The sequence below is a fragment of the Streptomyces sp. NPDC005866 genome (assembly GCF_040629895.1).
GTDB lineage: Bacteria > Actinomycetota > Actinomycetes > Streptomycetales > Streptomycetaceae > Streptomyces.
Genome location: NZ_JBEXWP010000011.1, coordinates 33,751 through 56,188 on the forward strand (window position 1 = coordinate 33,751; position 22,438 = coordinate 56,188).

A 22,438-nucleotide genomic window follows, 5' to 3' on the forward strand; every position below is an offset into this window, starting at 1 on the left:
TTCTGTGGGCGGGAGTTGAGTGGGTCAGGCGTGCAGCAGGGTTCGCAGGGCCTCGCGTTCGGCCCGGGCGGCCGAGGCCGTCCCGAGTGTGGGCGCGGAGCTGACGAGCAGGCGGGTGTAGACGTGCCGCGGGTCGGTGATGACGTCCCGGGCGGCGCCTACCTCGACCAGCTCGCCCTGGTAGAGCACCGCGATCCGGTCGGCGATCCCGGCGACGGAGCCGAGGTCGTGCGAGATGAAGACCAGGGCGGTGCCGGAGGCGCGGAGTTCCTTGAGGATCTGCAGGATCTGGACCCTGTTGGCGGAGTCCAGGGCGCTGACCGGCTCGTCGAGGATGACCAGCTTCGGCTCGGTGACCAGCGCCCGGGCCACCGCGACCCGTTGCCGCTGACCGCCCGACAGCTCCCCGGGCAGTCGGTCGAGCAGCTCCTCCGAGAGCCGGACGCGGGCGAGGAACGTACGGGCCCGGTCGACCGCCTCCTCGCGCGGCACACCCTGCACGAGCAGCGGCTCGATCAGCGACTCCTCGATGGTGAGGTCCGGGTCGAGGCTGCGCAGCGGGTCCTGGAAGACGTACTGGAGCACACCGCGCCGGCGCAGCCCGCGCCACTGGCGCCTGCCGTACGAGCCGACGTCCTCGCCGCCGACGACGATCCGGCCCGCTGAAGCGCCCACCAGTCCGAGAACGGCACGCGCCAAGGTGGACTTGCCCGACCCGGTCTCGCCGATGATCCCGACGGTCTCACCGGGCGCCACACTCAGCGAGACGTCGTGCAGGGCGCGGCGGCGCTGCCGGCGCACGCCGTAGTGCACGTCCAGGCCGGTGACTTGAAGGACGGGCGGGGTGGTCACGATGCCTCCTGAGGTGCGCGGAACTTCTCCAGGCCGTACTCTTCGTGCTCGGCGATGAGGAGCCGGGTGTACTCGTGCCGCGGGTGGTGCAGCACCTCCTGGGTCGGGCCGTGCTCCACGACCTCGCCCTCGCGCATGACGAGGACCTCGTCGCAGAGCTGCGCCACGACGGCCAGGTCGTGGGAGACCACGACCAGGGCCAGCCCGGCGCTCTCGCGCAGTTTGTCGAGCAGGTCGAGGATCTCGGCCTGGACCGTGACATCGAGGGCGGTCGTGGCCTCGTCGGCGATGAGGATCCTCGGGTCGGCGGCGATCGCGGCCGCGATCAGGACCCGTTGGAGCATGCCGCCGGACAGCTCGTGCGGGTACTGGCCGTAGACCAGCTCCGGGTCGCGCAGCTGTACCGCGAGGAGCAGTTCGATCGCGCGGTGCCGGGCCTCGCGCCGCTTCAGGCCCTTCTTGACCCGGACGACCTCGGCGATCTGCGCGCCCACCCGGATCGACGGATTGAGGTACGACGCGGGGTCCTGGAAGACCGCGCCGATCGTCGCGCCCCGCAGCTCCGTCCACTCCCGGGGTGTCAGCGTGGCGATGTCCGTGCCGGCGATGTGGATCGAGCCGGCGCTCACCTCGAAGTGCGGGGGCAGGATGCCCAGCGTGGCCCGGCAGGTGAGGGTCTTGCCGCTGCCGGACTCGCCGACGATGCCGACGGCTTTCCCCGGGGTGAGTTCGAAGCTCACTCCGTGCACGATCTCGCGGTCCCCGACCCGGTCGCTGATGCGGATGTCACGGACGGCGAGCACCGGGGCCGTACCGGCGGGCACCTGGGCCTTCTCGGGAGCGGGGCTCTGGGACAGGGTGGTCATCACGCACCTCCGGCGGGAACGGCATCGGACTCGCCCCGCTTGTCCCGCCTGTCCAGGCGGTTGGCGCGGGCCGTGCGGTTGTTGACGAAGGCCCGGCCCGCCTCGCCGGAGACATCGCGGATGGCATCGGCGAGCAGGTTGCTGGCCCAGACCGTGACCATGATCAGCAGGGCGGGGACGACCGGTGCCCACGGCTGGTAGTCGAGATAGCCGAGGTCGGAGGCGAGCAGTCCGCCCCACGTGGGCGCCGGCGGCTGTACGCCGATGCCGAGGAACGTCAGGCTCGACACGATGACGAATCCGGTGCCGAGGGTCTGGGCGAGCGCGACCGCGATCGGCGGGAGCACCTTGACCCAGACGTGCCGCCGTACGATCCAGCCGGTCGAGGCACCGGAGACGATCGCCGCCTCTACATACTGCGAGCGGGCGACGGACAGCGTGGCGGCCCGGCCCACCCGGTAGAACAGCGGGGAGACCAGCACCCCGGTGACGAGCATCGCCTGGCTGATGCCGTTGCCGAGCAGCGCGATCACGGCGACCGCGAACAGCAGGAACGGCAGGGCGACCAGAGTGTCGGCCAGCCGCAGGGTCAGCCACTCGAAGACCCGCCCGAGATACACCGACAGGATGCCGGGGATCGCGCCGACGACCAGGGCCACCAGGGCGACTTCGAGGGAGCCGAGCACACTGACGCGGGAGCCGTCGAGGAGCCGGCTGAAGACGTCACGGCCGAGATAGTCCGTGCCGAGCCAGTGGGCACCCGAGGCAGGCGCGAGCGTGTTGGCGCTGGTGGCCAGGGGATTCTGCGGAGCGAGCAACGGACCGAGGATCGCGAGGAGCGCGATCACGGTCAGGATCCCGAGGGCGATCCGGCCGGAGGTGAGGGAGAGGACGCGGCGCACCATGGTCAGACCCCCCGCTGGGATGCGGGCGTCACACGCGCCAGCACCAGGTTGACGATCAGGTTGAAGAGGACGACCAGGACGATCGACACCACCAGCACGCCTTGCACGGCCGGTACGTCACCGGCCTGCGCGGAGTCGTTGGCGAATCGGCCGAAGCCCTGGAGCCCGAAGATCCATTCGGTCACGACGGAGGCGCCGACCAGGGCGGGGAACTTCAGGCCGAGGGTGGCGAGCGCCGGCCCGATGCCGTTGCGCAGCACATGGGTGAGGAAGATCCGCCGTGGGCTCAGCCCACGTACGACCGCGCCCGTCACATAGTTCTCGCGGTACGCAGCGACCAGACTGCTGCGCAGCTGGCGGGCCACGTCGGCGACGACGTCGAAGCTCAGCGCGATCGCCGGGAGCGTGATGTGCGCCAGCCATGGGCCGAACCCCTGCGCCGCCGGGATGTATCCGGCGGAGGGGAACACATGGAGACCGACCGCGAAGACCGCGACGAGCACGATGCCGACGACGAACGCCGGCATCACCGAGATCACGGTGACCAGCCCGGTGATCGCCCGGTCGACCCAGGTGGTGCGCCGCAGCGCCGCCACCGTCCCGAGGACGAACCCGAGGAGTACGCCGATGATCAGGGCGAACGTCGCGATGGAGAGGCTCACGCCGAGGCCCAGGCCGATGAGGGTGGAGATGTCGGCGCCGTTGGTCCAGCTGGTGCCGAGCTGACCGTGCAGCACGCCGGTGAACCAGTCCCAGTACTGCACCAGGAAGGGCCGGTCCAGCCCCCACTGGGACTCGACCCGGTGGACCGCCGCGGGGGTCGCCTCCTCGCCCAGCTGGATCCGCGCCGGGCTGAGTCCGCTCAGCGACCGTAGCGCGAACGTCACGAACGTCGCGACCACGAAGACGGGCACGATGATCGCGATCGACCGGGCGAGGGTGACCAGGACCCGGCCCAGCGTGTGCCGCGCCCTGGCCACGGCGACCCCGCGACGGCGGGCAGGCCCGGCCGATACCGCGGTCGTCGTCATGGGGTTGCCCCCTCTCTGCTAGTGGAGCTGGTGGACGGGTGTCAGTTGCCGCCGGAGATGGTCACGCCGGTCCAGTCGATGTGGGCCGGGTTCTTCGGCAGGCCGGAGATCGACTTGCTCTTGGCGATGAGGTTCGGCGCCGAGTAGGTGAAGATCAGCGCCTTGCTCTGCAACCCGGCCCGGGTGGCCGCCTGGAGGACCTTGGCGTAGTCCGGCGAGTCCAGCGGGGTCTCCCGCACCTTGGCGACGGCCGCCTCGAAGCCGGCGGGCTCGTAGGGCGAGCTGAGGTTCAGCGGGCCGTTGGGGCCGAAGTGCGCGGTGAGGGTCTGCAGGGCGGAGTCCCGGCCGGTGGTCCCGTACAGCGAGAACGTCAGGTCCTTGGCGAAGAACGGGGTGGCCCAGTTCTTGTCGATCTTGATGGTGACGGTGACGCCGACCTTGGCCAGCTGCGACTGGACCAGCTCCGCCTCGGGGTCCTCGGCCGGGATGACCAGGTCGAGCTTGATGTCACCGGCCTGGTAACCCGCCTCCGCCAGCAACTTCTTCGACTTCGCGGGGTCGTAGGGGTAGTCGTTCGCCGACTTCGGGTCGTAGGCCACATACCCCTTCGGGAACGGCTGGTTGGTCACCGAGCCGTAGCCGAAGCCCAGCTTGTCCACGAACTCCTGACGGTTGATCGCGTAGCGGACGGCGTCCACGACCTTGTCGTTGTTGAACGGCGCCTTGTTGACGTTGAGGCTGATGTTGTTGGCGTTGAAGCCCGGCTGGGGGAAGACGTCCAGCCCGGCCTTCTTGGCGGCGGCCGCCTGGCTCGGGGCGAGGTCGGCGAAGTTGTAGACGCCGGTGCGCAGACCGGAGACGACCGTGGAGGCGTCGGGGGCCGAGGTCAGCTCGACGTTGTCGATGTGGATGTTCTTGGCGTCCCAGTAGTCCGGGTTCTTCTTCAGGACCGCCTTGGTGCCGGGGACCAGCTGGGTGACGATGAACGGCCCGGCGCCGACCGGGTTCTGGTCCAGCTTGGTGGGGTTCGCCGCGGCCTTGGGGCTGGCGATCTGCAGGACCCGCTCACCGAGCAACTGGGGTATCTGGTAGTCGACCTGAGTGAGGTGGAGGGTTGCGTCCAGTCCCTTGGCGTCGACCGACTTGATGGAGGTCAGATCGCCGAAGAGCGCCGAGTTCTTCTGCTTCTGCGCCCGCTCGACGGCCGCCTTGACGGCGGCGCCGTCGACCGGCTGGCCGTCGCTGAACTTCAGGTTGGGCCGCAGATGGAAGGTGATCTCGTCACCCTTCTTGTTGTACTCCCAGCTCTTGGCGAGATCCGGCACGGCCTTGCCGGTCTCGTCGGTGCGAGTCAAAGAGGCGTAGGCAAGGGCGAGTTCACGGAACTGGGCGCCACTGCCGCCGACCACCGGGTCCCAGTGGGCCGGGAAGTAGGAGGAGGTCCACTTGAGTGTGGCGCCGCTCCCGGCGGACGCGGTGCCGGAGCCGCACGCGGTGAGGGCGGGGGCGACCAGGGCGACGAGGGCGGCGCCGACGGCTGCGGTTCGCGGCGGTACGAGGTCGATTCTGCGGCGGCGGGCGGTGTGGTGTGCGGGCATCTCGTTCTTCCTGTGGTTGGCCCGGGCGGGTCGGGTCGGAAGGGGCAGGGAGCAGGGCGGAAGGCCGGCTGCACATCCGCGCGGACCGTCGACCGGTACCGAACGGGCATGCCGGGGCGAGCGCCGTCACACGCTCGAAGCGTGCGGCGCTCAGGGCAAGGAGAGCCGGCGGGCTCGGGGGAGCGGACCGGGAGGCGGCGAAGGAGGTGAAGGGGAGCGCATGGGCGCGGAGGGCGGGACGCGGCCGGGCCGGACGGCGGGCGGCCGGCGCCACGCACGGAGGTGCGGAGGTCAGGCGGCTGCGGGCCGGAGGCGGCGGACGGCTGAGAGCCGGGGGCGGCGGAAGGTCAGCGACAGAGTGCGCTGCAGGTGCGCCGCAGGTCCACGTAGCGGCACACCACACCGGGGTGCGTCGTGAGCATGCTGCACATCCTGGGGGCAGCCACGACCGGCTGTCAATGGACACCAATAGGTGTCTCATTCGGCGGGACGGTCTCCGTCCGCAGATCAGAGGCCCGTGGGGGTGAGGAAGGGGCTCAGTGGATGGTGATCCGGTCTGCCGACGCCTCGTCAGGATGCAGCCACACAGGGCCGTTTCCGGTGTCAACCCGGACGGCGTGCGGCGGCGGCCAGGCGCCCGCCGTCAGCAGCAGCCGCTCCGGTTCCGTCATGCTCCGGTAACACTCCAGCGCATCCATCGGGGAAAGGAGCGCGGGGGTCGTCAACAGCCCAGGACAGAAATCGTCGATGACGGCGGCGTACTCCTCGAAGGGCCGCCAGCCGGGCACCACCCGGTAGCCCCCGGGGGCACGCACCAGGAGGGTCGGCAGCGCGTACCGGTACCCACCGTCGGCGGTCTCCTTGGCCGCGCCCGGATGCGGTGAGCCGCTCGATACGGAGCGCACTTCGGGGACGGGACGGCGGGCCTCGGCACGGTTGGCTCGCACCTGCTCCAACACCGCCTCCGATAGGGCGTCGGCGGCCAGCCGTTCCAGGTCCAGGCCCGGCGTTCCCCGGACCGCGGCCAGCGCCAGCTCGGTGGTGTCCGCCGGTTCGCCGAGTACGAAGACGGTCTCCCGCAGCCGCCGCAGCGCTCTCCCGGCCGCGTCGTCGCCCTGCAGTTCGGCGGCCTTGGCGACCAGTGAGGCAGGCCATGAACTGGCCGGCATGCGGCTGAGCCGTACCGCCCGAGGAGCCCCGCTGTGCGAACTGACCCCCTCGACGTAACGCGCGTACCAGGCGGTCTCGGCGGCTGTATCGGGCGCCGGGTCGTCGTCGTGATCGAAGAGGATCGAGTACGCCCGCCGCCACCGGACCCGGCCGGACAGCGCCGCCCGCAGCCTGCGGAAGACCGGCTCCGAACCCCAGGCCCAGGGACACAGCGGGTCGGTGTACTCCACCACCTCCACCTCCGCCTCCATCACCTCGACCGGCGCCGGCGGTTCGGCGGCGCCCGTCACGCGGCGCCTGTCCGGGCCAGCCTCTCCGCCGGCTCCTCGGGAAGCAGTGACCTCAGGGTCACCCCGCCCAGGACCGCCGCCGCACCCGCCTCGACCTCACGCCACACTCCGGGCAGTCCGGTGGCGGGGCCGGGGTAGTCGAGCCCGGCCAGTGACTCGCCGCGCAGAGTGATCAACTCGCCGTCCACGGCTCGCGCGATGTCCAGCAGGGTGATCTCGTCGGCGGGCCTGCCCAGCCAGTAACCGCCCTCACAGCCGCGCTGGCTGCGTACCAGGCCCGCTCTGCGCAGCTCACCCACCACGGACTTCAGAAACCGGAACGGGATCTCCTGCGACGACGCGATCGCCTCACAGGTCAGCGGACGAGCAGGCTCACGGGCGAGCTCCAGCAGCGCCCGCATGCCGTAGTCCGCCTTCGCGGAAATATGCATGCGCACATCATGCCTGAGAAGCCTGGGCGGCGAGCCTCCCCGACCAGCCACGGCATCTACATTGCGGCAACATTGCCGCAGGTGAAGGGCAATGGACACCTCTTGACATCCTTTTCGGGAGCGCCTTAGCGTCCATTCCATGAGCGAGCCGTTGACGACAGCCGGTGAAGGCTTTCACCCTCACCTCCACGACGATCCGGACCGCTTGGTGGCGCCGCTGAGCACCCGCCTGCACCACATCCGCGCCGACTCCCTGGACGGCGACACCGCCCAGACGGGGGGTATGCGCAGGTTCGCGGCCGTCAGCGGGAAGACGGTCGGTTCCGAGAAGCTGTGGATGGGCCAGACCCATGTGGCACCCTCCACTTCGTCCTCCGACCACCACCACGGCGAGTCCGAGACCGCCATCTACGTGGTGAGCGGGCACCCCGAGTTCGTCTTCCTGGACGACTCGGGCCCGGAACCGCAGGAGGTACGGCTGCGTACCTCGCCCGGCGACTACATCTTCGTCCCACCCTTCGTGCCGCACCGGGAGGAGAACCCCGATCCCGACGACGAGGCGGTGGTCGTGATCGCCCGCAGCACCCAGGAGGCGATCGTGGTCAACCTCCCCGGTCTGTACGCGCTTCCGGCCGACCAGGGGTGACCGACCGACCCGGACCTGACGCGGTGCTCAGGCCCCGCCCCGCTCCCGCGGGATCTTCTGACCGGCCTCGATCGCCACGGGCAGTCGGTTCTCCGTCGGCGGCAGGGGGCAGGTGGCCAGGTCCGTGTATGCGCACGGCAGGTTGACCGCACGATTGAAGTCCAGGACGACCGTTCCGTCGGCTGCGGGCGCGTCCAGGCTGAGGACCCGGTTGGCGGCGTAGGTGGTGACCCCGGAGGTCGCGTCGGTGAACAGCACCATGAGCCGGCCCGGGCCGTGCCCCGGGAACGCGGTGAGGGACAGGGGCCGGCCGTCCAGTTCGAACTCGACGCGGCCCGGGGCGTCGTACACGTGCTCAAGGCCCTCGACCGCGGCGCCCACGGTGGTCGGTCGCGGCTCGACGAAGGGGACATGACGGCCCGTCACGGCCCAGCGCGGGTCCGGTGCGTAGGCGGGCGTTCCGGTGAAGGCGGTGCGCAGCGGCGCATCCGGGTGCCGGGGCCGCACGATGTCGTTCCCGCCGCGCTTGGCCACCTCGATCACGGCGTCCTTCCAGACCGCGTTGACGCCACCGCGTTCGGGGAGCACACCGAAGTGGTGCTCGCCGCGCACGGGTGTTCCCGCCACGACCAGTTCCTCGCCGTCCGCCAGGGCCACGGCGACCCCGTCGGCGTCGGTCCACCACGAGCCCGGGGCGTCCGGGAAGCGCTGCGGCCGTTGGTCGAGCCAGTGCAGGCCGGTGATCGCGAGGAACCCGTGCGGATCGGCGAGCCGTTCCTCCTGTGCGCGATACCAGTCCAGCCAGGCCTCGGTGAAGGCCTGTAGCTCGGTCGAGGTGACCTCGGTGGTCATGAGAACTCCTTCGTCTTGCGCCGGTGTGTGGAACTTGTGTCGGTGCGCCGTCTGCTGTCGGTGTTCGCTCACGCGGCCAGTTCGCCGAGGAGCGCCCAGGTGCGCCTGCGGTCCTCCTCTCCCGCGATGTCCGTGCCGGAGAAGACCACCTCTGTCGCGCCGGCGTCCCGGTAGCGCCGTACCTCGGCCGCGACCGTCTTCTCGTCGCCGATCACGGCCACGTCGGACGCCCGCCGGCCGCCGGAGAGCTCAATGACCCGGGCGTAGGACGGAAACTGCTCGTAGAAGGCCAACTGCTCGGTGACTTTCGCGCGTACGGCGTCGACGTCGTCCGTGACCACGCCGTACACCAGGGCCACGACCCGGGGCGCCGGACGGCCGGCGGCCTGTGCGGCGGTGTTGAGAGCCGGGACGATGTGTTGCTCCAGCGCGCGCGGCCCCGCCAGATACGGCAGGATCCCGTCAGCCAGTTCCCCGCTGACCCGCAGGGCTTGCGGCCCCATCGCGGCGACCAGCAGGGGCACTCCGTACTCGGCGCCGGGCACCCGCGCGGACAGCGGCGGGGCGGCGGTCAGCAGCTCACCGTGGAAGTCGGCTGTGCCGGTCTGCGTCAACTGCCTCAGGGCAGTGAGAAATTCACGTAGCCGGGCGATGGGCCGTTCGAAGGGCAGCCCGAAGCCGCTCTCCGTCAGGAGCTTGGTGCCCAGGGCCAACCCGAGGTGGTAGCGGCCGTGGGTGGCCGCCTGAGCGGTCTGGGCCTGGCTGGAGACGAGCAGCGGATGTCGGCCGAAGACGGGGATGGCGGAGGTGCCCACATGGAGTCCGGGTACCGCGCGCCCGACGATCGCCGCGAGCTGGGGTGAGTCCGCGCCGAAGGTCTGCCCGAACCAGGCCGAACGCAGCCCGGCCGCCGCGGCCTCGCGAGCCAGCAGCACCGTGGCGTCGACCTGGTTCTCCGCGTCGGACGCGTTGAGCGTCACTCCTACAGTCATGTCAGTGGAAACCGCCCACGGCCGATCCGGCATTCCGGCTCCTGTGTGACAGCTTCTTGTCAGTCATGTGGAGGCAGACACGGCCGGAGGACCTTCAGAGGACTTCGCTGAGCTTTCAAGGCGACAGGGCATGACCCGGGCGGCGGGCCCGCGGAACCGTCTCGCCGGCCGACCGCGGTTTCGCCCTGCGGCAGGGTCGGACGAGGGGATCATCGAACAACCGGCTTCTGCTCGGCTGCCCCCGTGTCCGCGTCGGTCCGGCGACTGCCCGGTGTCCACAGGACGGCGCCGGCGGCCAGGCCCAGGGAGGCGAGGAGCCACCAGACCCGGTGGAAGGAGTCGACGGCGGTGGCCGCGGTGGGGGTGCCGAGGACGGCGACGAAGAGGCTGATGCCGAGTACCGCGCCGAGTTGGCGCAGGCTCGCGTTGATCGCCGAGCCGAGTGCGAACCGTCCCGGCGGCAGCGCCTGGACGGCGGCTCCGGACTGGGCGGGCAGGGTGAGTCCGACACCGAGTCCGGTAAGCAGCGCCGCGGGCAGCCAGTGGGTGACCCAGTGCGGGGTGGGGCCGGTGAAGAGCGCGGTGGCGGTGAGGCCGGCGGTCCAGAAGAGGGCGCCGGAGGTGAGGACACGGCGTGCCCCGTAGGTGTGGGAGAGACGGCTGGCGGTGCGTGCCACGGCTGTGACCACCAGCGGGCTCGGCGCGGTGGCGAGGGCGGCGCGCAGCACCGAGTAGTGCCAAACCGTCTGGAGGAAGATGATGTTGCTGAGCAGCATGCCGTAGAAGGCGGCGGCGAACACCAGCGTTGCCGCGTTGACCAGCCGGAACTGCCGGACCCGGAAGAGCGCGAAGTCCATCACGGGCTGCGCGGTGGCACGCTCGCGCAGGACGAACGCCGGGAGCAGCAGCGCGGCGAGCACGAAGGCGCCGATCACGCGCGGGTCGGCCCATCCCCAGTTCGGTCCCTCGATGATGCCCAGGCTCAGCGCGGCGGGCATCGCTGCGACCAGCAGTACGCCGAGGGGGTCGGGCAGGCCGTGGGCGTGCGGGTCGCGGGCCTCGCGCAGCAGGCGCAGCCCGAAGACGGCGATCACCGCGCAGATCGGCACGTTGACGAGGAAGATCCAGCGCCAGGAGGCGTACTGGGTCAGCAGCGCGCCCAGGGTGGGGCCGAGCGCGGCGGCCGCCGCACCCATGGAGCCCCAGGTGCCTATCGCGACCGGGCGCCGGGCCGCCGGGAACTCCGGGAGGATCAGGGACAGCGACGTCGGAGTCACCAGGGCGGCGAACGCCGCTTGCAGGGCCCGCCCGGCGATGAGCATTCCGGCGTTCGGCGCCAGCCCGCACAGGGCGCTCATCGCCGCGAAGCCGGTGATGCCGATGAGGAAGACCCGCTTGCGCCCGTAGCGGTCGGCGAGCCGGCCGGCCGGGATGAGGACGGCGGCGAAGACCAGACTGTAGGCGTTGAGCACCCACGCCAGATGGCCGGCCGTGGCGTGGAAACTGCGGCCGATGGTCTCGAAGGCGACATTGACGATCGTGGTGTCGAGGAACACCACGAACACGCCGAGACTGCTCAGCGCCAGCACCCGCATCGCGTGCCGTCGGGCGGCCGCGTCCTGGACCGGCTCCTGCGCCGCCGGTGGCCCGGCAGGCGCGGCGGTGGAGGCCCCCTCGGTTATGGCCATGTCTTTTCCTCGCACAGTGAGTTGGATTTTCCTACCGACCGATCGCGACGCTACGCCGGGTGAGTCGTGAAACACAACCAACCAGGGGTAACGTGAGCCCATGGACGTACAACCCCAGCAGACCGAGGAGTCCCAGGCGGGCGGGACCGGGGCCGTCGCAAGGCCGCTGACGTCAGTGATGGCGGGTGTGCCGGTGGGCGTGCGCCCCTGCTCGATCGCCGCCGCACTGCAGATCGTCGGCGAGCGGTGGTCGCTGCTCGCGTTGCGGGAGATGGCCTACGGCGTGCACCGCTTCGCGAAGATCGTCGGCTACACGGGCGCACCGCGCGACATCCTCGCCGACCGGCTGCGCAAGCTCGAAGCGGCCGGCGTCATCGAGCGGCGGCGGTACAGCGAGCATCCGCCACGCCACGAATACCACCTGACACAGGCGGGACGGGAACTCTTCCCCGTCATGGTCGGTCTGCTGCAGTGGGGCGACAAGTGGGCGGTGGACACCCCTGCCGTCGCCTTCCAGCACGAGTGCGGTCACCCACTGCGGATGGACTCCGAGTGCCGGCACTGCGACGGACAGATCACCCCGGAGTCCCTCTCCTTGCTGCCGCGCGACCCGCACTCCTGAAGTCGGCGGACCGGCTGCGGGCCGGGCCCGAGACATCCGCGAAGCCCTCGACCACGAACCGCTGCCGAAGAACATCGAGGGGACGAGGAACACGGATGCGATTCAAGACCGTGATCAGCTGTGGGGCGTCACCCCCTGTCCTGGGGTCGTCGGAACCGCCACCGGACGGCGGCCGCCGTCACTGGCCAGGTGAGTCAAAGATCTGGACATCGCCGAGCGGGATCACTGGGGCTCGTCGCTGCTCGACGACAAAGGCGCCCAGGTGTACCGGACGCACACGCCGTGGTCCTGGAGCCAGGCGGTCTCGCGGTGCCGGAGTTCGTGCGCCGACTCCGGGGCGATGGCGCTGGGCCAACGGACGAGTACCGCGGTGACGTGGCCTGTCTGTACCAGTTGTCTCACGCGCTGCCACCCTCTGCGCTGGGCCGGGTCGGGCTCACCGTACGTGTCGGTGACGACCTCGGCGATCGCCAGTCCGCGCTCCTGGGCGAACGCGCGGCCTTCTGTCTGCGCGCACTGCGTGGCTGTCCCGCGCGTGCCCCGGGCTCGGTCGGCGCATACGTACAGCACGACGGGAGAAGCGGTTTCACCGTGGGGGGTCATGGGTGCCTTCTGCAGGTGGATCGAGGAGAAGGGATTCATCGCCGCGCGAAGGGGACGTAGCGGGGCCGTGCGGTGCCGACTGCGGTCTCTATCGTTGGGCGGGGGAACAGGTCTGGTGCGCAGCAGGCCGGGCCTGGCCACGCCGCATCCGGGCTGTCGCTGCCGGTGCGGGCGCCACATTCGGCGCCCGCAGGTGCCCATGGCGTCAGGGGTGAGCCGTCAACTCCGCCCAGACGACCTTGCCTTCGGCCCGCGTCGAGCGTGCGGAGCCCCAGCGGTCCGCGAGTTGCTGGACGAGGAACAGGCCTCGCCCGCTCTCCTCGCCCGGGCCGGCGTGGTACTCGGGCGGGCGGACCGGGGTGGGGCCGTCGTCGTGGAGTTCGATACGCAGGCACCGTTCGTCGTCGGTCAGCGTGAGTCCACACAGGACATGACCGCTGTCGGTGTGAATTACGGCATTCGTGGTCAGCTCGGAGACCAGCAGCACCGCGTCGCACAATGCGTCGCCGGGCACCTTCCAGGCACGGAGCCGGTCGCGCACGGTGTCGCGGGCGGATCTCGCGCTGGTGCGCAGGGCGGGCAGGCCGAACCAGTACTCCCGACGAGGCACGGTCGTGACCGAGGCGGGGGTCAAGACCGGGGTTGAGGGCGTGGGCAGAGTCAAGGATGTCGCCTTCCAGTGCCTTCGGGGGGGCGGGCGCGGTGTGGGGATGCGGGCTGCACCTCGAACCGTGAGAGGCGTGTGCCGAGGCAGGAGCCCCGCGGTGGGGTGCCGACGGCGGCTTTAGCATCACGCCTCCCGTTTGGGCCGGATGCTGCGTCAGAGCTGTGACGTGACCGCTCACATGTCAACTATGCGCGTGATCGCGCTCACGCTGCAACCGACTCCCTGATAATTTCAGCAGTCGGATATCGCCCTGGCGTCGCCATCAAGACGCTGCCAGAATGGCGTTGTTGATGATCCTTCAGGAGGTTGGGCGTGAGTGAGGCCCGTTCCAGCACCAGTGCGCCGACAGTCCTGCGCATGATCCTCGGCCGCCGGCTGCAGGACATGAGGCTCGGCGCCGGTGTCTCGCTGGAGGACGCGGCAAAAGCACTGCGCGTGAAGACCCTGACGATCCGCCGGCTGGAAAAGGCCGAGGTCGCGCTGAAGCCTCTCTACGTGGAGAAGCTCCTGGAGACCTTCGGCGCGGACCGCCAGGAGATCGACGAGTTCGTCGACCTGGCCGAGCAGGCCAACGAGCCCGGCTGGTGGCACTCCTACCGCGACGCCGTCCCCAGCTGGTTCACCGCCTACGTCAGCCTGGAGACCGGCGCCAAGACCCTGCGCACCTATGAACCCCAGTACGTCACCGGCCTTCTGCAGACTCCCGACTACGCCCGCGCCGTGCTGCGCGGCGGGTTGCCGAACAGCAGCAACGAAGAGGAGCTCGCCCGCCGCGTGGAGCTGCGGCTGCGCCGCCAGAGCCTGCTGGAACGGGAGGACGCCCCCACGCTGTGGGTGGTCATGGAGGAAGCCGTCCTGCACCGGGCGGTGGGCAGCCCTGCCGTGATGCGGGAGCAGATCGAGCGGCTCCTGGACGTGTCCGAGCTCGCGCACATCAGCATCGACATCGTCCCGTTCGCCGCGGGTGCCCATGTCGGGGCGTGCGCCCCCTTCACCTATTTCCGGTTCGAGGAACCCGAGCTGCCGGACATCGTCTACAGCGAACTCCTGTCCGCCTCCGTCTATCTGGACCAGCGTGCGGACGTCGTCGCGCATCTCGAGGCGCATTCCCGAATGGCGCTGCTGACGTCGTCGGAGGACAGCAGGGCGCTCTTGAACCGCATGCGCAAGGAGTACTCATGACGATCACCGACGAGGGCGTGTACAACGGGATGCCGGCCCGCGATCTCGGGGAGCGCGGCTGGCAGCGCCCGTGGAGCGGGCCGAACGGCGGTCAGTGCGTGGAGGCGAAACAGCTCGCCGACGGCCGCGTGGCCGTACGGCAGTCGACCGACCCGGCCGGACCCGCGTTGATCTACGCGCCCGAGGAGATCGCCGCCTTCGTCCGCGGGGTCAAACAGGGCCTGGCCGATCATCTGGCCGCCGGATGAGACGACTGTGAGCGGGAGGGACGACACCGGTCCCGTTCCCGGCCTGCGGGCCGACAGACACACACACCAGTGAAGGGGAAAAGATGAGCACCAGTCAGGCCGGCCGGGACCTGGACACGAGCAGGGCGCACTCGGCCCGGATGTACGACTACTTCCTCGGTGGCAAGGACCACTTCGCGGTCGACAAGGAGGCGGCCCTGGTCGCCGCGAAGGCCCACCCCGGCCTCTTCGTGACCGCCCGCGAGAACCGGGCGTTCATGCACCGGGCCACCCGTGTCCTGGCGCAGGAGCACGGCATCCGCCAGTGGCTCGACATCGGCACCGGCATCCCGACCGAGCCCAACCTGCACCAGGTCGCCCAGTCCCTGGTGCCCGAGGCCCGCGTCGTCTACGCCGACAACGACCCCCTCGTTCTCAGGTACGCCGAACGCCTCATGCGCAGCACGACGCAGGGACGCACGACCTACATCGAGGCCGATGTCAAGGACCCCGATGCGCTGATGAGCGCCGTGCAGGCTTCGGAGGTCCTGGACTTCGACCAGCCCATCGCCCTCTCCCTCAACGCGCTCATGCACTTCATCACCGCCCCGCACGACCCGTACGACATCGTCCGCCGGCTGCTCGACTCACTGCCGGTCGGCAGCGCCCTCGCCATGAACCACTGCACGCCCGACTTCGACCCCGTCACCTGGAACAAGGTCGCGGAGGCCTACACCAACTCCGGGACTCCCGTGCAGTTCCGTTCACGCAAGGACGTCATCCGCTTCTTCGACGGGCTCGACCTGATCGAGCCCGGCCTCGTCTGCTGCCACCGCTGGCGGCCCGACGGACCCGCCGACGGGACGGAGCCCGCGGACGCTGAGATCAGCCTTTGGGCGGGCGTGGGCATCAAACGCTGACCGAGGTCAGGCCGACAGTCCGGTCGGCCGGGCCCCGCGTCCGCAGCGCAGTTGACCCGGACGGCCTCCGGGTCACCTGGTCCTGCCCAGGTCCTCCCCGGCCGCGTCGTACCGGTTGTGGTCCCACTGGTCGGCTCTCAGCCGCAGCTATTCCACCGGCGTCTCGGCCTCCAGCGGGTGAGGCGGCTCCAGCGGAACAGCGCCGCGGACGCCTGCTCCGCAGCGGCGGCCGGGGCCGACGGGACGAGCGCCCCGGCGGACGCACCGAGGGCCAGACCGGCTCCGCCGGCCGGCAGACGGCGTCGGGAGGGGCGGGACGAGGCTGCGGACGAGGGCGTGGCGAATGTGCTCGTGGCGGCTCCTGGGCAGTGGGCTCGGAAATCCGATGCCGCAGCCGCTGTCCAGTGCATGATCTCGGGGGCGATCCCGGTGCCGTCGAGAGCTTGCCGTGCACGGTCCCGACCGTCCCGGTGGCTGGAGCACCCCCGGCGGCAAGGTCGCCCCGGAGGACCACACCCGCACGCCCTGTTCGTCATCCGGCTCCGCGCCGAGCCGGAGGTCACGACCCCAGCCGGGATGCCCTTGGGGGAGGGGGCCGCCAAAGGCGGATGCCGCCCCGAGGCCGGCCGCGCAACCGGGCCGGGCGCGAAGGCCGGGATCGACGGTCCCGCATCCCGGCGCCCTCTCCCCGGCTGGTGCGACCGGTCGCGGCTGCATAGCGTGATCACATGACCACAGAAACGGCTCGGCCCGCTCTCGACGACCGGCGGTGGAAAGCGCTCGGGGTCTGTCTGACCGCGGGATTCATCTCGCTGCTCGACGTCTCGATCGTGAACGTGGCGCTGCCGTCCATGGAGCGCGGGCTCGGTGCCTCCGAAGCCACCCAGTCCTGGGTGGTGTCCGGGTACGCCCTCGCCTTCGGGCTCGCGCTGGCCCCGGCGGGACGACTGGGTGACCTGCGGGGCCGCCGCCAGGCGCTGTTGTTCGGCCTCGCCGTGTTCACGGCCGCGTCGGTGGCGTGCGGCCTCGCCACCGGCCCCACCTGGCTGGTGGTGTGCCGGCTCATCCAAGGTGCGGCCGCCGGTGTGGTAGCACCGCAGACCTCGGGGCTGATCCAGCAGATGTTCCAGGGTGCCGAGCGGGCCCGGGCGTTCGGCTTCCACGGCAGCGTCGTCGCCGTGTCCACCGCGGTGGGCCCGCTGGCGGGCGGACTGCTGATCCACGCGTTCGGCACGGCCGACGGGTGGCGCTGGGTGTTCTTCGTCAACGTGCCGATCGGGGTGGCCGCCCTCGTAGCGGGGAACCGGCTGCTGCCCCGTCTCCCGGTGCCGAACGAGAGACGGGAGAAGTTCGACCCGTTCGGCGTACTGCTGCTCGGTGCGGGCGTACTCGCCCTGCTGCTGCCCCTGGTGCAGGAGCAGCAGTGGCAGGGCCGGGCCAAGTGGCTGCTGATTCCGGTGGGCGCACTGCTGCTCGGGGCCTTCTGGGTGTGGGAGAGGACCCAGGGACGCCTGGGGAAGGCGCCGCTGGTCGACCTCGGGCTTTTCTCCCTGCGCTCCTTCACGCTCGGCGCTCTCATCAGCCTCATGTTCTTCGCCGGGCTGACCACCATCTTCTTCGTCCTGTCACTGTTCCTGCAGAACACGGCGGGATACAGCGCGCTCGCCGCGGGTGTGACGATCCTGCCGTTCGCGGCCGCATCGGCGGTCGGCGCGGCCATCGGGGGCCGGCTGGTGATGCGCTATGGCCGCAGCCTGGTCGTCATCGGCCTGAGCGGGGTGGCTCTCGGGCTGCTCGGTGTCGTCGTCGCCGTTCGGCTGGTGCCCGGGGACGGCGTGGGCTGGGCCATGGCGCTGCCGCTGGTCATCGGCGGAATCGGGTCCGGCCTCACGGTCTCACCCAACACGACCCTCACGCTGACGCTCGTACCGGTACGACGTGCCGGTGCGGCGGGCGGGGTGCTGCAGACTGGCCAGCGCATCGGCTCGGCCGCCGGTATCGCCGTGGTCGGCTCTGTCTATTTCGCGCATGTCGCCAACCACGGCCGCTCCACGACAGCCCTTCAGCTCGGGCTGCTCACCGCCATGGCGATCATCCTCGTCGCCCTGGTCCTGGCGGTGGCCGACCTGCGGGAGCGCCGGGCGCATCCCGGACGCGACGACCTCGCGGCGGCGGTGCCGCGGGGCCTCGGGGAGAGCGGGGCCGGCGAGAAGGCGGGTCGCGGGGCCTGACACCGGGCGCGGACCGGAGAAGTGCGCCGCCCAAGGGAGGGGCGCCCCGACCCCCAGGAAGCGCCCTGGCCGCAGGATGACGGAACGGAGAGGGGCGCCGGGCGTCAAACCTTCGACGTGCAAGGCCGCCGACGCGCTTCGAACAGGACCATCGAAATCTTCACCGCGGTCGAAATGGTCAAGGCCTGCATGAAGGGCATACCCATGAGCCACAGTGCCAGCATCATGGCGGTGAGGACCAGGAACACCGGCAGCAGCATGGTGTCCTTGACCGCGGAACGCAGAACACTCCCGAGGGTTCGGGGCTGATCCGCCGTATCGGTCGCGCTGACGCGGATCTCTTCTTCGTCTACCTGAGGCATTCCGTGTCCTTCCCGCGGACTGTGGTTTCCGCTAGCGAGCCTAGGTACGGCCGGATCGGGCTGCCACCGCTGCTACTCCGACCGCCGTTACGCGGCCGGTGATGTGAACCCGTACGCCCGACCGGAGGCATGCGGGCGAGTTGTCAGGCGGGCAGCCGCATATCCGGTCTTATTTTCCGGACATGAAGAGGAATCATGTTCGGTATGCCGCGTTCGTCGCCGTACTCCTCGGTGTGGGCGCTGGTGCCCTCCCGGCCGCCGCGTCACCGAGAACCCTGACGGTGCACCCGGGGGAGTCGATCCAGAAGGCGGTGAACGCGGCCCGTGCCGGTGACACGGTCCTGGTGCAGGCCGGCACGTACCGCGAGAGCGTCACCGTCAAGACCTCCGGGCTGACACTGCGCGGCGTCGGTCCCCGCACGGTGATTGTGCCTCCCGAGAAGAAGGCCGCCCCGAGCACCAAGGGAGCTATCGGCTGCGTGGAGGGCGGAAAGGGCATCTGCGTGGTCGGGCTCAGGAACAAGCCCGTCGCGAACGTGACTGTCTCCGACCTGAAGGTGACGGGCTTCTCCAGCGTCGGTCTGTGGTCCCTGGCCACCGACCGCCTGACCGTGCAGCGGGTCAGGGCCGAGAAGAACGGCAAGTGGGGCATCTCGCAGGAGCACTCCACACGTGGCGTGTTCAGAGACAACATCGCCCGCGGCAACGGTGACGCCGGCCTCTACCTCGCCAACACGACGATGTCGGAGAAGGGGGCCACGGACAGCCGGGGCCTGGTCGTGGAGGGCAACGCCCTGCAGGACAACCGGAACGGCCTGACGATCCTCCGCCTGCGCAACCTGACGGTCCAGCGGAACCACATGACCGGGAACTGCACCGGCTTGATCGTGATCGGTGACGAGAACAAGCCCCGTGCCGGCGCTCTCACCATCCAAGGCAACCAGGTGCTCCACAACAACAAGTACTGCGCCAAGACGGCCCGGCTGCCGTTCGTGCAGGGCTCGGGCATCGTGCTGGCCGGCGCGGAGAACGCGCTGCTGACGCACAACGTGGTCGCGGGCAACAGGGGCCGGTCCTCGCTGTCGGGCGGAATCGTGCTGTTCAAGAGCTTCGTCGGCGCGGTCAACGAGAAGAACCGCGTCGACGAGAACTGGATCATCGCCAACGCCCCTGCCGACCTGGTCAACCAGAACGCCACGAAGGGGAGCAATCTCTTCCGCGGCAACTTCTGCCAGGTCTCGATCCCGGCGGAACTGTGCTGAGGTGAAGCCGCGCGTCGGCCGTGCGGCTCGGTGAGACGAACCGCACGGCCGATGTCCGTCCGAGCGCCGAGCGAGCCGGGCAGCGATTCTCCGTGGCACTCACGCACGCGGTACGAGGACGACCCCCCGGGCGTGCTCAGGCCGGCGCGAGGGCGGGCAGGAGACGCAGGGCGTTCCCACGGTTGATGTGACCGCGCTCCTGGTCGCCGAGGGCGGGATCCCTGTCCAGAGCGGGAGTTGTCACATCGGCGACCACCCGGGTGGGGGTCGGCGGCCAGTCGCTTCCGTAGAGGATGCGGGAGGAACCCGCGGCGGCCAGCAGAGTGGGGGTGGCCGACGGGGACATGGGCGCGGCCGTGTCGTAGTAGAAGCGGTGCAGGTAGTCGCGGACGCGGCCGGGATCGACGGCCGGGACGAGCTGGCGCCCGAAGACCTCGATCCGGCTCGCGATGTAGGGGAGGTACCCGCCGCCGTGCGGGAGGATGAACGTGAGCCGCGGGAAACGGTCCAGAGTGCCGTTCATGATCAGGCTCAGTGCGGCGCGGGTCGTGTCCATGAGGAAGTCGCACACGAACGGCGGTACACCCTCGGGGGCGCCGGAGGTGTTCACCTGCATGGGGTGCGTGCTGATCACAGCGGCGCGTTCGTCGAGCTCCGCCATGATCGGGTCGAGCCCGGGGTCGCCCAGATACGTGCTGCCCGTGCTGGTGCGCGCACTGACGCCCACCGCGCCGAGCTGGTCCATCCCATGGGCGACGGACCAGCGGGAGAGCTCGGCGTCGTCGAGGAAGACGGGTGTGAAGAAGGCGAAGCGGCCGGAGTGCCGGACGGTCAGGTCGCCCGCGGCCTCGAGGGCGACACACGTGCTCTCCTTGCGTGTCGCCGCGTCCTGGAAGCGTCCCAGCATGGCGACGGTGAGGATGCTGGTGCGCGTGCCGGTCCGATCCATCAGGTCCAGGGCGGCGGCCTCGTCCCAACGGGTCCACGGTGGCAGCCTGTCACCGTCCGCGATCCCGTTCTTCTCGGCCCAACGCACCCATTCGGGGGCGGTGTAGTGGTGGTGGACGTCTATTCGTTCGTGCCGGGCGTCGTCGGCGCTCAGCGCGGTGCGCAGGCCTATGTCGCCCGGAGCCTGCAGGTCGGTGGTCTTGGCGGCTTGAGGCATGGAAGGGCTCCCTGTGGTGGAACGGTTCGAGGGCTCGGAGAGCGGGATCAGCGGCTGAGGAGGCCTTGCAGAACGTGCTTCAGCTCGTCCTCGGGGTTCGCGGGGAGGTCGCCGGAGCGCCAGGCGACCATTCCGTCGGGGCGCACCAGCACCGCGCCCTGCGGGGTGACGCCGTGCGTGGCGGCCCAGTCCTCGGCACCGGCGGCCAGGGCGGGTGAGGTGTCGAGGTCGAAGTCCGGGCCGGCGCCGGCGCGGTAGGACACCAGGGGAACGCCGAGCTTGGCCGCCGCGGCGTGGGCGGACGACGGCCACGGCCCGTCCGCAAGGCCGCAGAGGAGAACGAAGCACCGCTCGTACAGGTCGACGGTCGACTTGGTGTCCCCGTTGTGCACGACGGCCATGTGCGGGGCCCGGGTGCCGGGGTCCGCCTGCAGGCGAAGCGTCTGCGGGATGGTCGGCGCGTCGGTGTCGGCGCCGGACACGGCCGTGGAGACATAGCGGTAGCCGAGGGACACGGTCATCAGGTCCGTGCTCTGGCCCGAGCCCTGCGCGGCGGTGTAGCCGGGGTGCTGCTCGCGTGCGGCCTGCTCGATGGCACGGGCACTCGTGGCCAGGGCGACCGGGCGTCGTTCGTTCTCGTAGGTGTCCAGCAGGCCCTCTCCCGCCCAGCCGCGCAGTACGCCCGCGATCTTCCAGGCGAGGTTGTGCGCGTCCTGGATGCCCGTGTTGGATCCGAAGGCGCCGGTTGGGGGCATCTCGTGGGCCGAGTCACCGATGAGGAAGACGCGTCCCTGCCGGTAGCGGTCGGCGACCCGGTCCGCCGCGTGCCACGGGGCGCGTCCCGTGACCTCGACGTCCAGGTCCCGTACGCCGGCGGCGACCCTGATGTGGTCGGCGATGCGCGTGTCGGTGAAGGACTCGAGCGTCTGGCCGCGCTCGGGGAACCACGGGACGTGGAAGACCCAATTCTCCTCGTTGTCGACGGGCAGCAGGACCCCTTCGCCCTCGGTTCCGTTCAGGTAGCACACGAGGAACCTTTGGTCCCCCACCACCTGACGGAGGAGCTTGCTGCGGAAGGTGACGCTGACGTTGTGGAACAGGTCGCCCCCGCCGCTCTGCCCGATGCCCAGCCGCTCGCGCACGGGGCTGCGCGGCCCGTCGGCCGCCAGGAGGTAGGCCGTTCGCATCGAGTACGTCCGGCCGCTCTCCCGCTCGCGCAGTTCGCACGTCACGCCGTCCCGGTCCTCGGTGAAGGAGATCAGCTCCGTACCGAAGCACACGTCCCCGCCCAGTTGACGGGCGTGTGCCAGCAGGACCGGCTCCAGGTCGTTCTGGCTGCACGCGCACCGCCGGGTGGAGCACACGTTCGTCTCGGGGGCTCCGCCGGTGAGACGGGCCGAGAGCCATCTGCTCTCACCACCCGACAGCTTGTCCGTCTGCATGATGCCGTGATTGCCGGACAGGACGGCCGCGGCCTTTCTGATGTCCGGTTCCAGCCCGGCGGTGCGGAACAACTCCATCGTCCGCATGTTGTTCCCCCGGCCCCGGGGATGTTCGGAAGTGGCGGCCCGGCGCTCGGCGACCATATGGCTGACGCCCAGTCTTCCCAGAAACACCGACGCGGACAGTCCGACAAGCGAACCGCCCACGATCAATACCGGCACCATTTCTTTGTCGCGCGCGTCCACGGCCCGTCCTCCTCCAGTGACCCAGCGGTAGTTCGGGCAGCGATTCGCATTCTTGGCGGCCCTGGGTCCGAACCTGTCACAGGCCCCCGGGGTCGGCAATCGAGCCTTCCGCCGGACGGCGCACTCTGCTTTTCCGCTTCCATACCGTGCCGACGACATGGGTCCGCGTCAGGGTGAATCGCGTTTTC

At 70.3% G+C, this 22,438-nt stretch carries 22 protein-coding genes and 1 pseudogene; 7 read left to right on the forward strand and 16 right to left on the reverse strand.

All coding sequences use genetic code 11. The features are described from left to right. Positions 1-24 precede the first annotated feature (24 nt). From ABZ396_RS18025 to ABZ396_RS18055, 7 genes are all read right to left on the reverse strand, one after another. Entirely contained in the window at positions 25-852 is an 828-nt protein-coding gene (locus ABZ396_RS18025; protein WP_358924011.1) for an ABC transporter ATP-binding protein, read from the reverse strand. Continuing rightward, the gene (locus ABZ396_RS18030) at positions 849-1,718 is read right to left on the reverse strand and encodes an ABC transporter ATP-binding protein (protein WP_358924013.1); all 870 of its coding nucleotides are present in this window, start codon (positions 1,716-1,718) and stop codon (positions 849-851) included. The genes ABZ396_RS18025 and ABZ396_RS18030 overlap by 4 nt, the downstream gene beginning before the upstream one ends. Further along, the gene (locus tag ABZ396_RS18035) at positions 1,718-2,623 is read right to left on the reverse strand and encodes an ABC transporter permease (RefSeq protein ID WP_358924015.1); all 906 of its coding nucleotides are present in this window, start codon (positions 2,621-2,623) and stop codon (positions 1,718-1,720) included. The genes ABZ396_RS18030 and ABZ396_RS18035 overlap by 1 nt, the downstream gene beginning before the upstream one ends. A gap of 2 nt (positions 2,624-2,625) precedes the next feature. Beyond that, a complete protein-coding gene (locus ABZ396_RS18040; protein ID WP_358924017.1) occupies positions 2,626-3,654 on the reverse strand; it encodes an ABC transporter permease in 1,029 nt (342 codons plus the stop codon). 41 nt (positions 3,655-3,695) lie between these two features. Next, positions 3,696-5,252 (reverse strand): ABC transporter substrate-binding protein, encoded by a 1,557-nt coding sequence (locus ABZ396_RS18045; RefSeq protein WP_358924019.1) that lies wholly within the window; start codon positions 5,250-5,252, stop codon positions 3,696-3,698. Positions 5,253-5,788: 536 nt separating this feature from the next. Then, positions 5,789-6,673: a DsbA family protein gene (locus ABZ396_RS18050; RefSeq protein ID WP_358924072.1), complete on the reverse strand. Its 885-nt coding sequence runs from the start codon at positions 6,671-6,673 to the stop codon at positions 5,789-5,791. 35 nt (positions 6,674-6,708) lie between these two features. Further along, positions 6,709-7,143, reverse strand: a complete 435-nt coding sequence (locus tag ABZ396_RS18055) for an Rrf2 family transcriptional regulator (protein ID WP_358924021.1) — start codon at positions 7,141-7,143, stop codon at positions 6,709-6,711. A 139-nt stretch (positions 7,144-7,282) separates the two neighbouring features. Between ABZ396_RS18055 and ABZ396_RS18060 the strand changes: the two genes are divergently transcribed. Beyond that, positions 7,283-7,789: a cupin domain-containing protein gene (locus tag ABZ396_RS18060; protein WP_358924023.1), complete on the forward strand. Its 507-nt coding sequence runs from the start codon at positions 7,283-7,285 to the stop codon at positions 7,787-7,789. Positions 7,790-7,816: 27 nt separating this feature from the next. On the opposite strand, the gene ABZ396_RS18065 is transcribed toward ABZ396_RS18060, so the two are convergent. From ABZ396_RS18065 to ABZ396_RS18075, 3 genes are all read right to left on the reverse strand, one after another. Continuing rightward, a complete protein-coding gene (locus ABZ396_RS18065; protein ID WP_358924025.1) occupies positions 7,817-8,641 on the reverse strand; it encodes a DUF1684 domain-containing protein in 825 nt (274 codons plus the stop codon). Positions 8,642-8,709: 68 nt separating this feature from the next. Then, complete coding sequence (locus ABZ396_RS18070) at positions 8,710-9,633, reverse strand: LLM class F420-dependent oxidoreductase (protein ID WP_358924027.1); 924 nt, start codon at positions 9,631-9,633, stop codon at positions 8,710-8,712. Between the two features lie 209 nt (positions 9,634-9,842). Then, positions 9,843-11,321 (reverse strand): MFS transporter, encoded by a 1,479-nt coding sequence (locus tag ABZ396_RS18075; RefSeq protein ID WP_358924029.1) that lies wholly within the window; start codon positions 11,319-11,321, stop codon positions 9,843-9,845. Positions 11,322-11,421: 100 nt separating this feature from the next. Here ABZ396_RS18075 and ABZ396_RS18080 point away from each other — a divergent pair, with 100 nt between their 5' ends. Then, complete coding sequence (locus ABZ396_RS18080; protein ID WP_358924031.1) at positions 11,422-11,943, forward strand: helix-turn-helix domain-containing protein; 522 nt, start codon at positions 11,422-11,424, stop codon at positions 11,941-11,943. 76 nt (positions 11,944-12,019) lie between these two features. Here the strand turns inward: ABZ396_RS18080 and ABZ396_RS18085 are convergent. From ABZ396_RS18085 to ABZ396_RS18095, 3 genes and pseudogenes are all read right to left on the reverse strand, one after another. After that, a pseudogene (locus ABZ396_RS18085) lies at positions 12,020-12,135 on the reverse strand (IS5/IS1182 family transposase); the annotation flags it as partial. A 30-nt stretch (positions 12,136-12,165) separates the two neighbouring features. After that, the gene (locus ABZ396_RS18090) at positions 12,166-12,546 is read right to left on the reverse strand and encodes a hypothetical protein (protein WP_358924032.1); all 381 of its coding nucleotides are present in this window, start codon (positions 12,544-12,546) and stop codon (positions 12,166-12,168) included. 205 nt (positions 12,547-12,751) lie between these two features. Then, the gene (locus tag ABZ396_RS18095; protein WP_358924034.1) at positions 12,752-13,156 is read right to left on the reverse strand and encodes an ATP-binding protein; all 405 of its coding nucleotides are present in this window, start codon (positions 13,154-13,156) and stop codon (positions 12,752-12,754) included. 369 nt (positions 13,157-13,525) lie between these two features. Between ABZ396_RS18095 and ABZ396_RS18100 the strand changes: the two genes are divergently transcribed. The 4 genes from ABZ396_RS18100 to ABZ396_RS18115 all read left to right on the forward strand — a co-directional run bounded on the left by ABZ396_RS18100 (position 13,526) and on the right by ABZ396_RS18115 (position 17,773). After that, positions 13,526-14,395: a helix-turn-helix transcriptional regulator gene (locus ABZ396_RS18100; protein WP_358924036.1), complete on the forward strand. Its 870-nt coding sequence runs from the start codon at positions 13,526-13,528 to the stop codon at positions 14,393-14,395. Then, positions 14,392-14,643: a DUF397 domain-containing protein gene (locus ABZ396_RS18105; RefSeq protein WP_358924038.1), complete on the forward strand. Its 252-nt coding sequence runs from the start codon at positions 14,392-14,394 to the stop codon at positions 14,641-14,643. The genes ABZ396_RS18100 and ABZ396_RS18105 overlap by 4 nt, the downstream gene beginning before the upstream one ends. 83 nt (positions 14,644-14,726) lie before the next feature. Further along, positions 14,727-15,542: an SAM-dependent methyltransferase gene (locus ABZ396_RS18110; RefSeq protein WP_358924040.1), complete on the forward strand. Its 816-nt coding sequence runs from the start codon at positions 14,727-14,729 to the stop codon at positions 15,540-15,542. A gap of 728 nt (positions 15,543-16,270) precedes the next feature. Then, positions 16,271-17,773, forward strand: coding sequence for an MFS transporter (locus tag ABZ396_RS18115; RefSeq protein WP_358924042.1), 1,503 nt, complete (start codon positions 16,271-16,273; stop codon positions 17,771-17,773). Positions 17,774-17,877: 104 nt separating this feature from the next. Here the strand turns inward: ABZ396_RS18115 and ABZ396_RS18120 are convergent, their stop codons facing one another. Next, complete coding sequence (locus tag ABZ396_RS18120) at positions 17,878-18,135, reverse strand: hypothetical protein (RefSeq protein WP_358924044.1); 258 nt, start codon at positions 18,133-18,135, stop codon at positions 17,878-17,880. A gap of 182 nt (positions 18,136-18,317) precedes the next feature. On the opposite strand from ABZ396_RS18120, the gene ABZ396_RS18125 reads away from it, so the two are divergent. Beyond that, positions 18,318-19,397, forward strand: a complete 1,080-nt coding sequence (locus ABZ396_RS18125; protein WP_358924046.1) for a right-handed parallel beta-helix repeat-containing protein — start codon at positions 18,318-18,320, stop codon at positions 19,395-19,397. A gap of 136 nt (positions 19,398-19,533) precedes the next feature. Here the strand turns inward: ABZ396_RS18125 and ABZ396_RS18130 are convergent, their stop codons facing one another. Together ABZ396_RS18130 and ABZ396_RS18135 are read right to left on the reverse strand one after the other, a co-directional pair. Next, on the reverse strand, positions 19,534-20,562 hold the full coding sequence (locus ABZ396_RS18130; protein WP_358924048.1) for an amidohydrolase family protein: 1,029 nt from the start codon (positions 20,560-20,562) through the stop codon (positions 19,534-19,536). 47 nt (positions 20,563-20,609) lie between these two features. Further along, positions 20,610-22,229 (reverse strand): FAD-dependent monooxygenase, encoded by a 1,620-nt coding sequence (locus ABZ396_RS18135; protein WP_358924073.1) that lies wholly within the window; start codon positions 22,227-22,229, stop codon positions 20,610-20,612. Positions 22,230-22,438: the final 209 nt, after the last annotated feature.

Coding starts and splice junctions, on each gene's coding strand:
- ABZ396_RS18130 (WP_358924048.1), bottom strand. CDS start 20,562: ATGCCTCAAGCCGCCAAGACCACCGACCTGCAGGCTCCGGGCGACATA.
- ABZ396_RS18105 (WP_358924038.1), top strand. CDS start 14,392: ATGACGATCACCGACGAGGGCGTGTACAACGGGATGCCGGCCCGCGAT.
- ABZ396_RS18070 (WP_358924027.1), bottom strand. CDS start 9,633: ATGACTGTAGGAGTGACGCTCAACGCGTCCGACGCGGAGAACCAGGTC.
- ABZ396_RS18060 (WP_358924023.1), top strand. CDS start 7,283: ATGAGCGAGCCGTTGACGACAGCCGGTGAAGGCTTTCACCCTCACCTC.
- ABZ396_RS18045 (WP_358924019.1), bottom strand. CDS start 5,252: ATGCCCGCACACCACACCGCCCGCCGCCGCAGAATCGACCTCGTACCG.
- ABZ396_RS18110 (WP_358924040.1), top strand. CDS start 14,727: ATGAGCACCAGTCAGGCCGGCCGGGACCTGGACACGAGCAGGGCGCAC.
- ABZ396_RS18125 (WP_358924046.1), top strand. CDS start 18,318: ATGAAGAGGAATCATGTTCGGTATGCCGCGTTCGTCGCCGTACTCCTC.
- ABZ396_RS18080 (WP_358924031.1), top strand. CDS start 11,422: ATGGACGTACAACCCCAGCAGACCGAGGAGTCCCAGGCGGGCGGGACC.
- ABZ396_RS18115 (WP_358924042.1), top strand. CDS start 16,271: ATGACCACAGAAACGGCTCGGCCCGCTCTCGACGACCGGCGGTGGAAA.
- ABZ396_RS18050 (WP_358924072.1), bottom strand. CDS start 6,673: ATGGAGGCGGAGGTGGAGGTGGTGGAGTACACCGACCCGCTGTGTCCC.
- ABZ396_RS18065 (WP_358924025.1), bottom strand. CDS start 8,641: ATGACCACCGAGGTCACCTCGACCGAGCTACAGGCCTTCACCGAGGCC.
- ABZ396_RS18120 (WP_358924044.1), bottom strand. CDS start 18,135: ATGCCTCAGGTAGACGAAGAAGAGATCCGCGTCAGCGCGACCGATACG.
- ABZ396_RS18135 (WP_358924073.1), bottom strand. CDS start 22,229: ATGGTGCCGGTATTGATCGTGGGCGGTTCGCTTGTCGGACTGTCCGCG.
- ABZ396_RS18055 (WP_358924021.1), bottom strand. CDS start 7,143: ATGCATATTTCCGCGAAGGCGGACTACGGCATGCGGGCGCTGCTGGAG.
- ABZ396_RS18035 (WP_358924015.1), bottom strand. CDS start 2,623: ATGGTGCGCCGCGTCCTCTCCCTCACCTCCGGCCGGATCGCCCTCGGG.
- ABZ396_RS18090 (WP_358924032.1), bottom strand. CDS start 12,546: ATGACCCCCCACGGTGAAACCGCTTCTCCCGTCGTGCTGTACGTATGC.
- ABZ396_RS18030 (WP_358924013.1), bottom strand. CDS start 1,718: ATGACCACCCTGTCCCAGAGCCCCGCTCCCGAGAAGGCCCAGGTGCCC.
- ABZ396_RS18040 (WP_358924017.1), bottom strand. CDS start 3,654: ATGACGACGACCGCGGTATCGGCCGGGCCTGCCCGCCGTCGCGGGGTC.
- ABZ396_RS18075 (WP_358924029.1), bottom strand. CDS start 11,321: ATGGCCATAACCGAGGGGGCCTCCACCGCCGCGCCTGCCGGGCCACCG.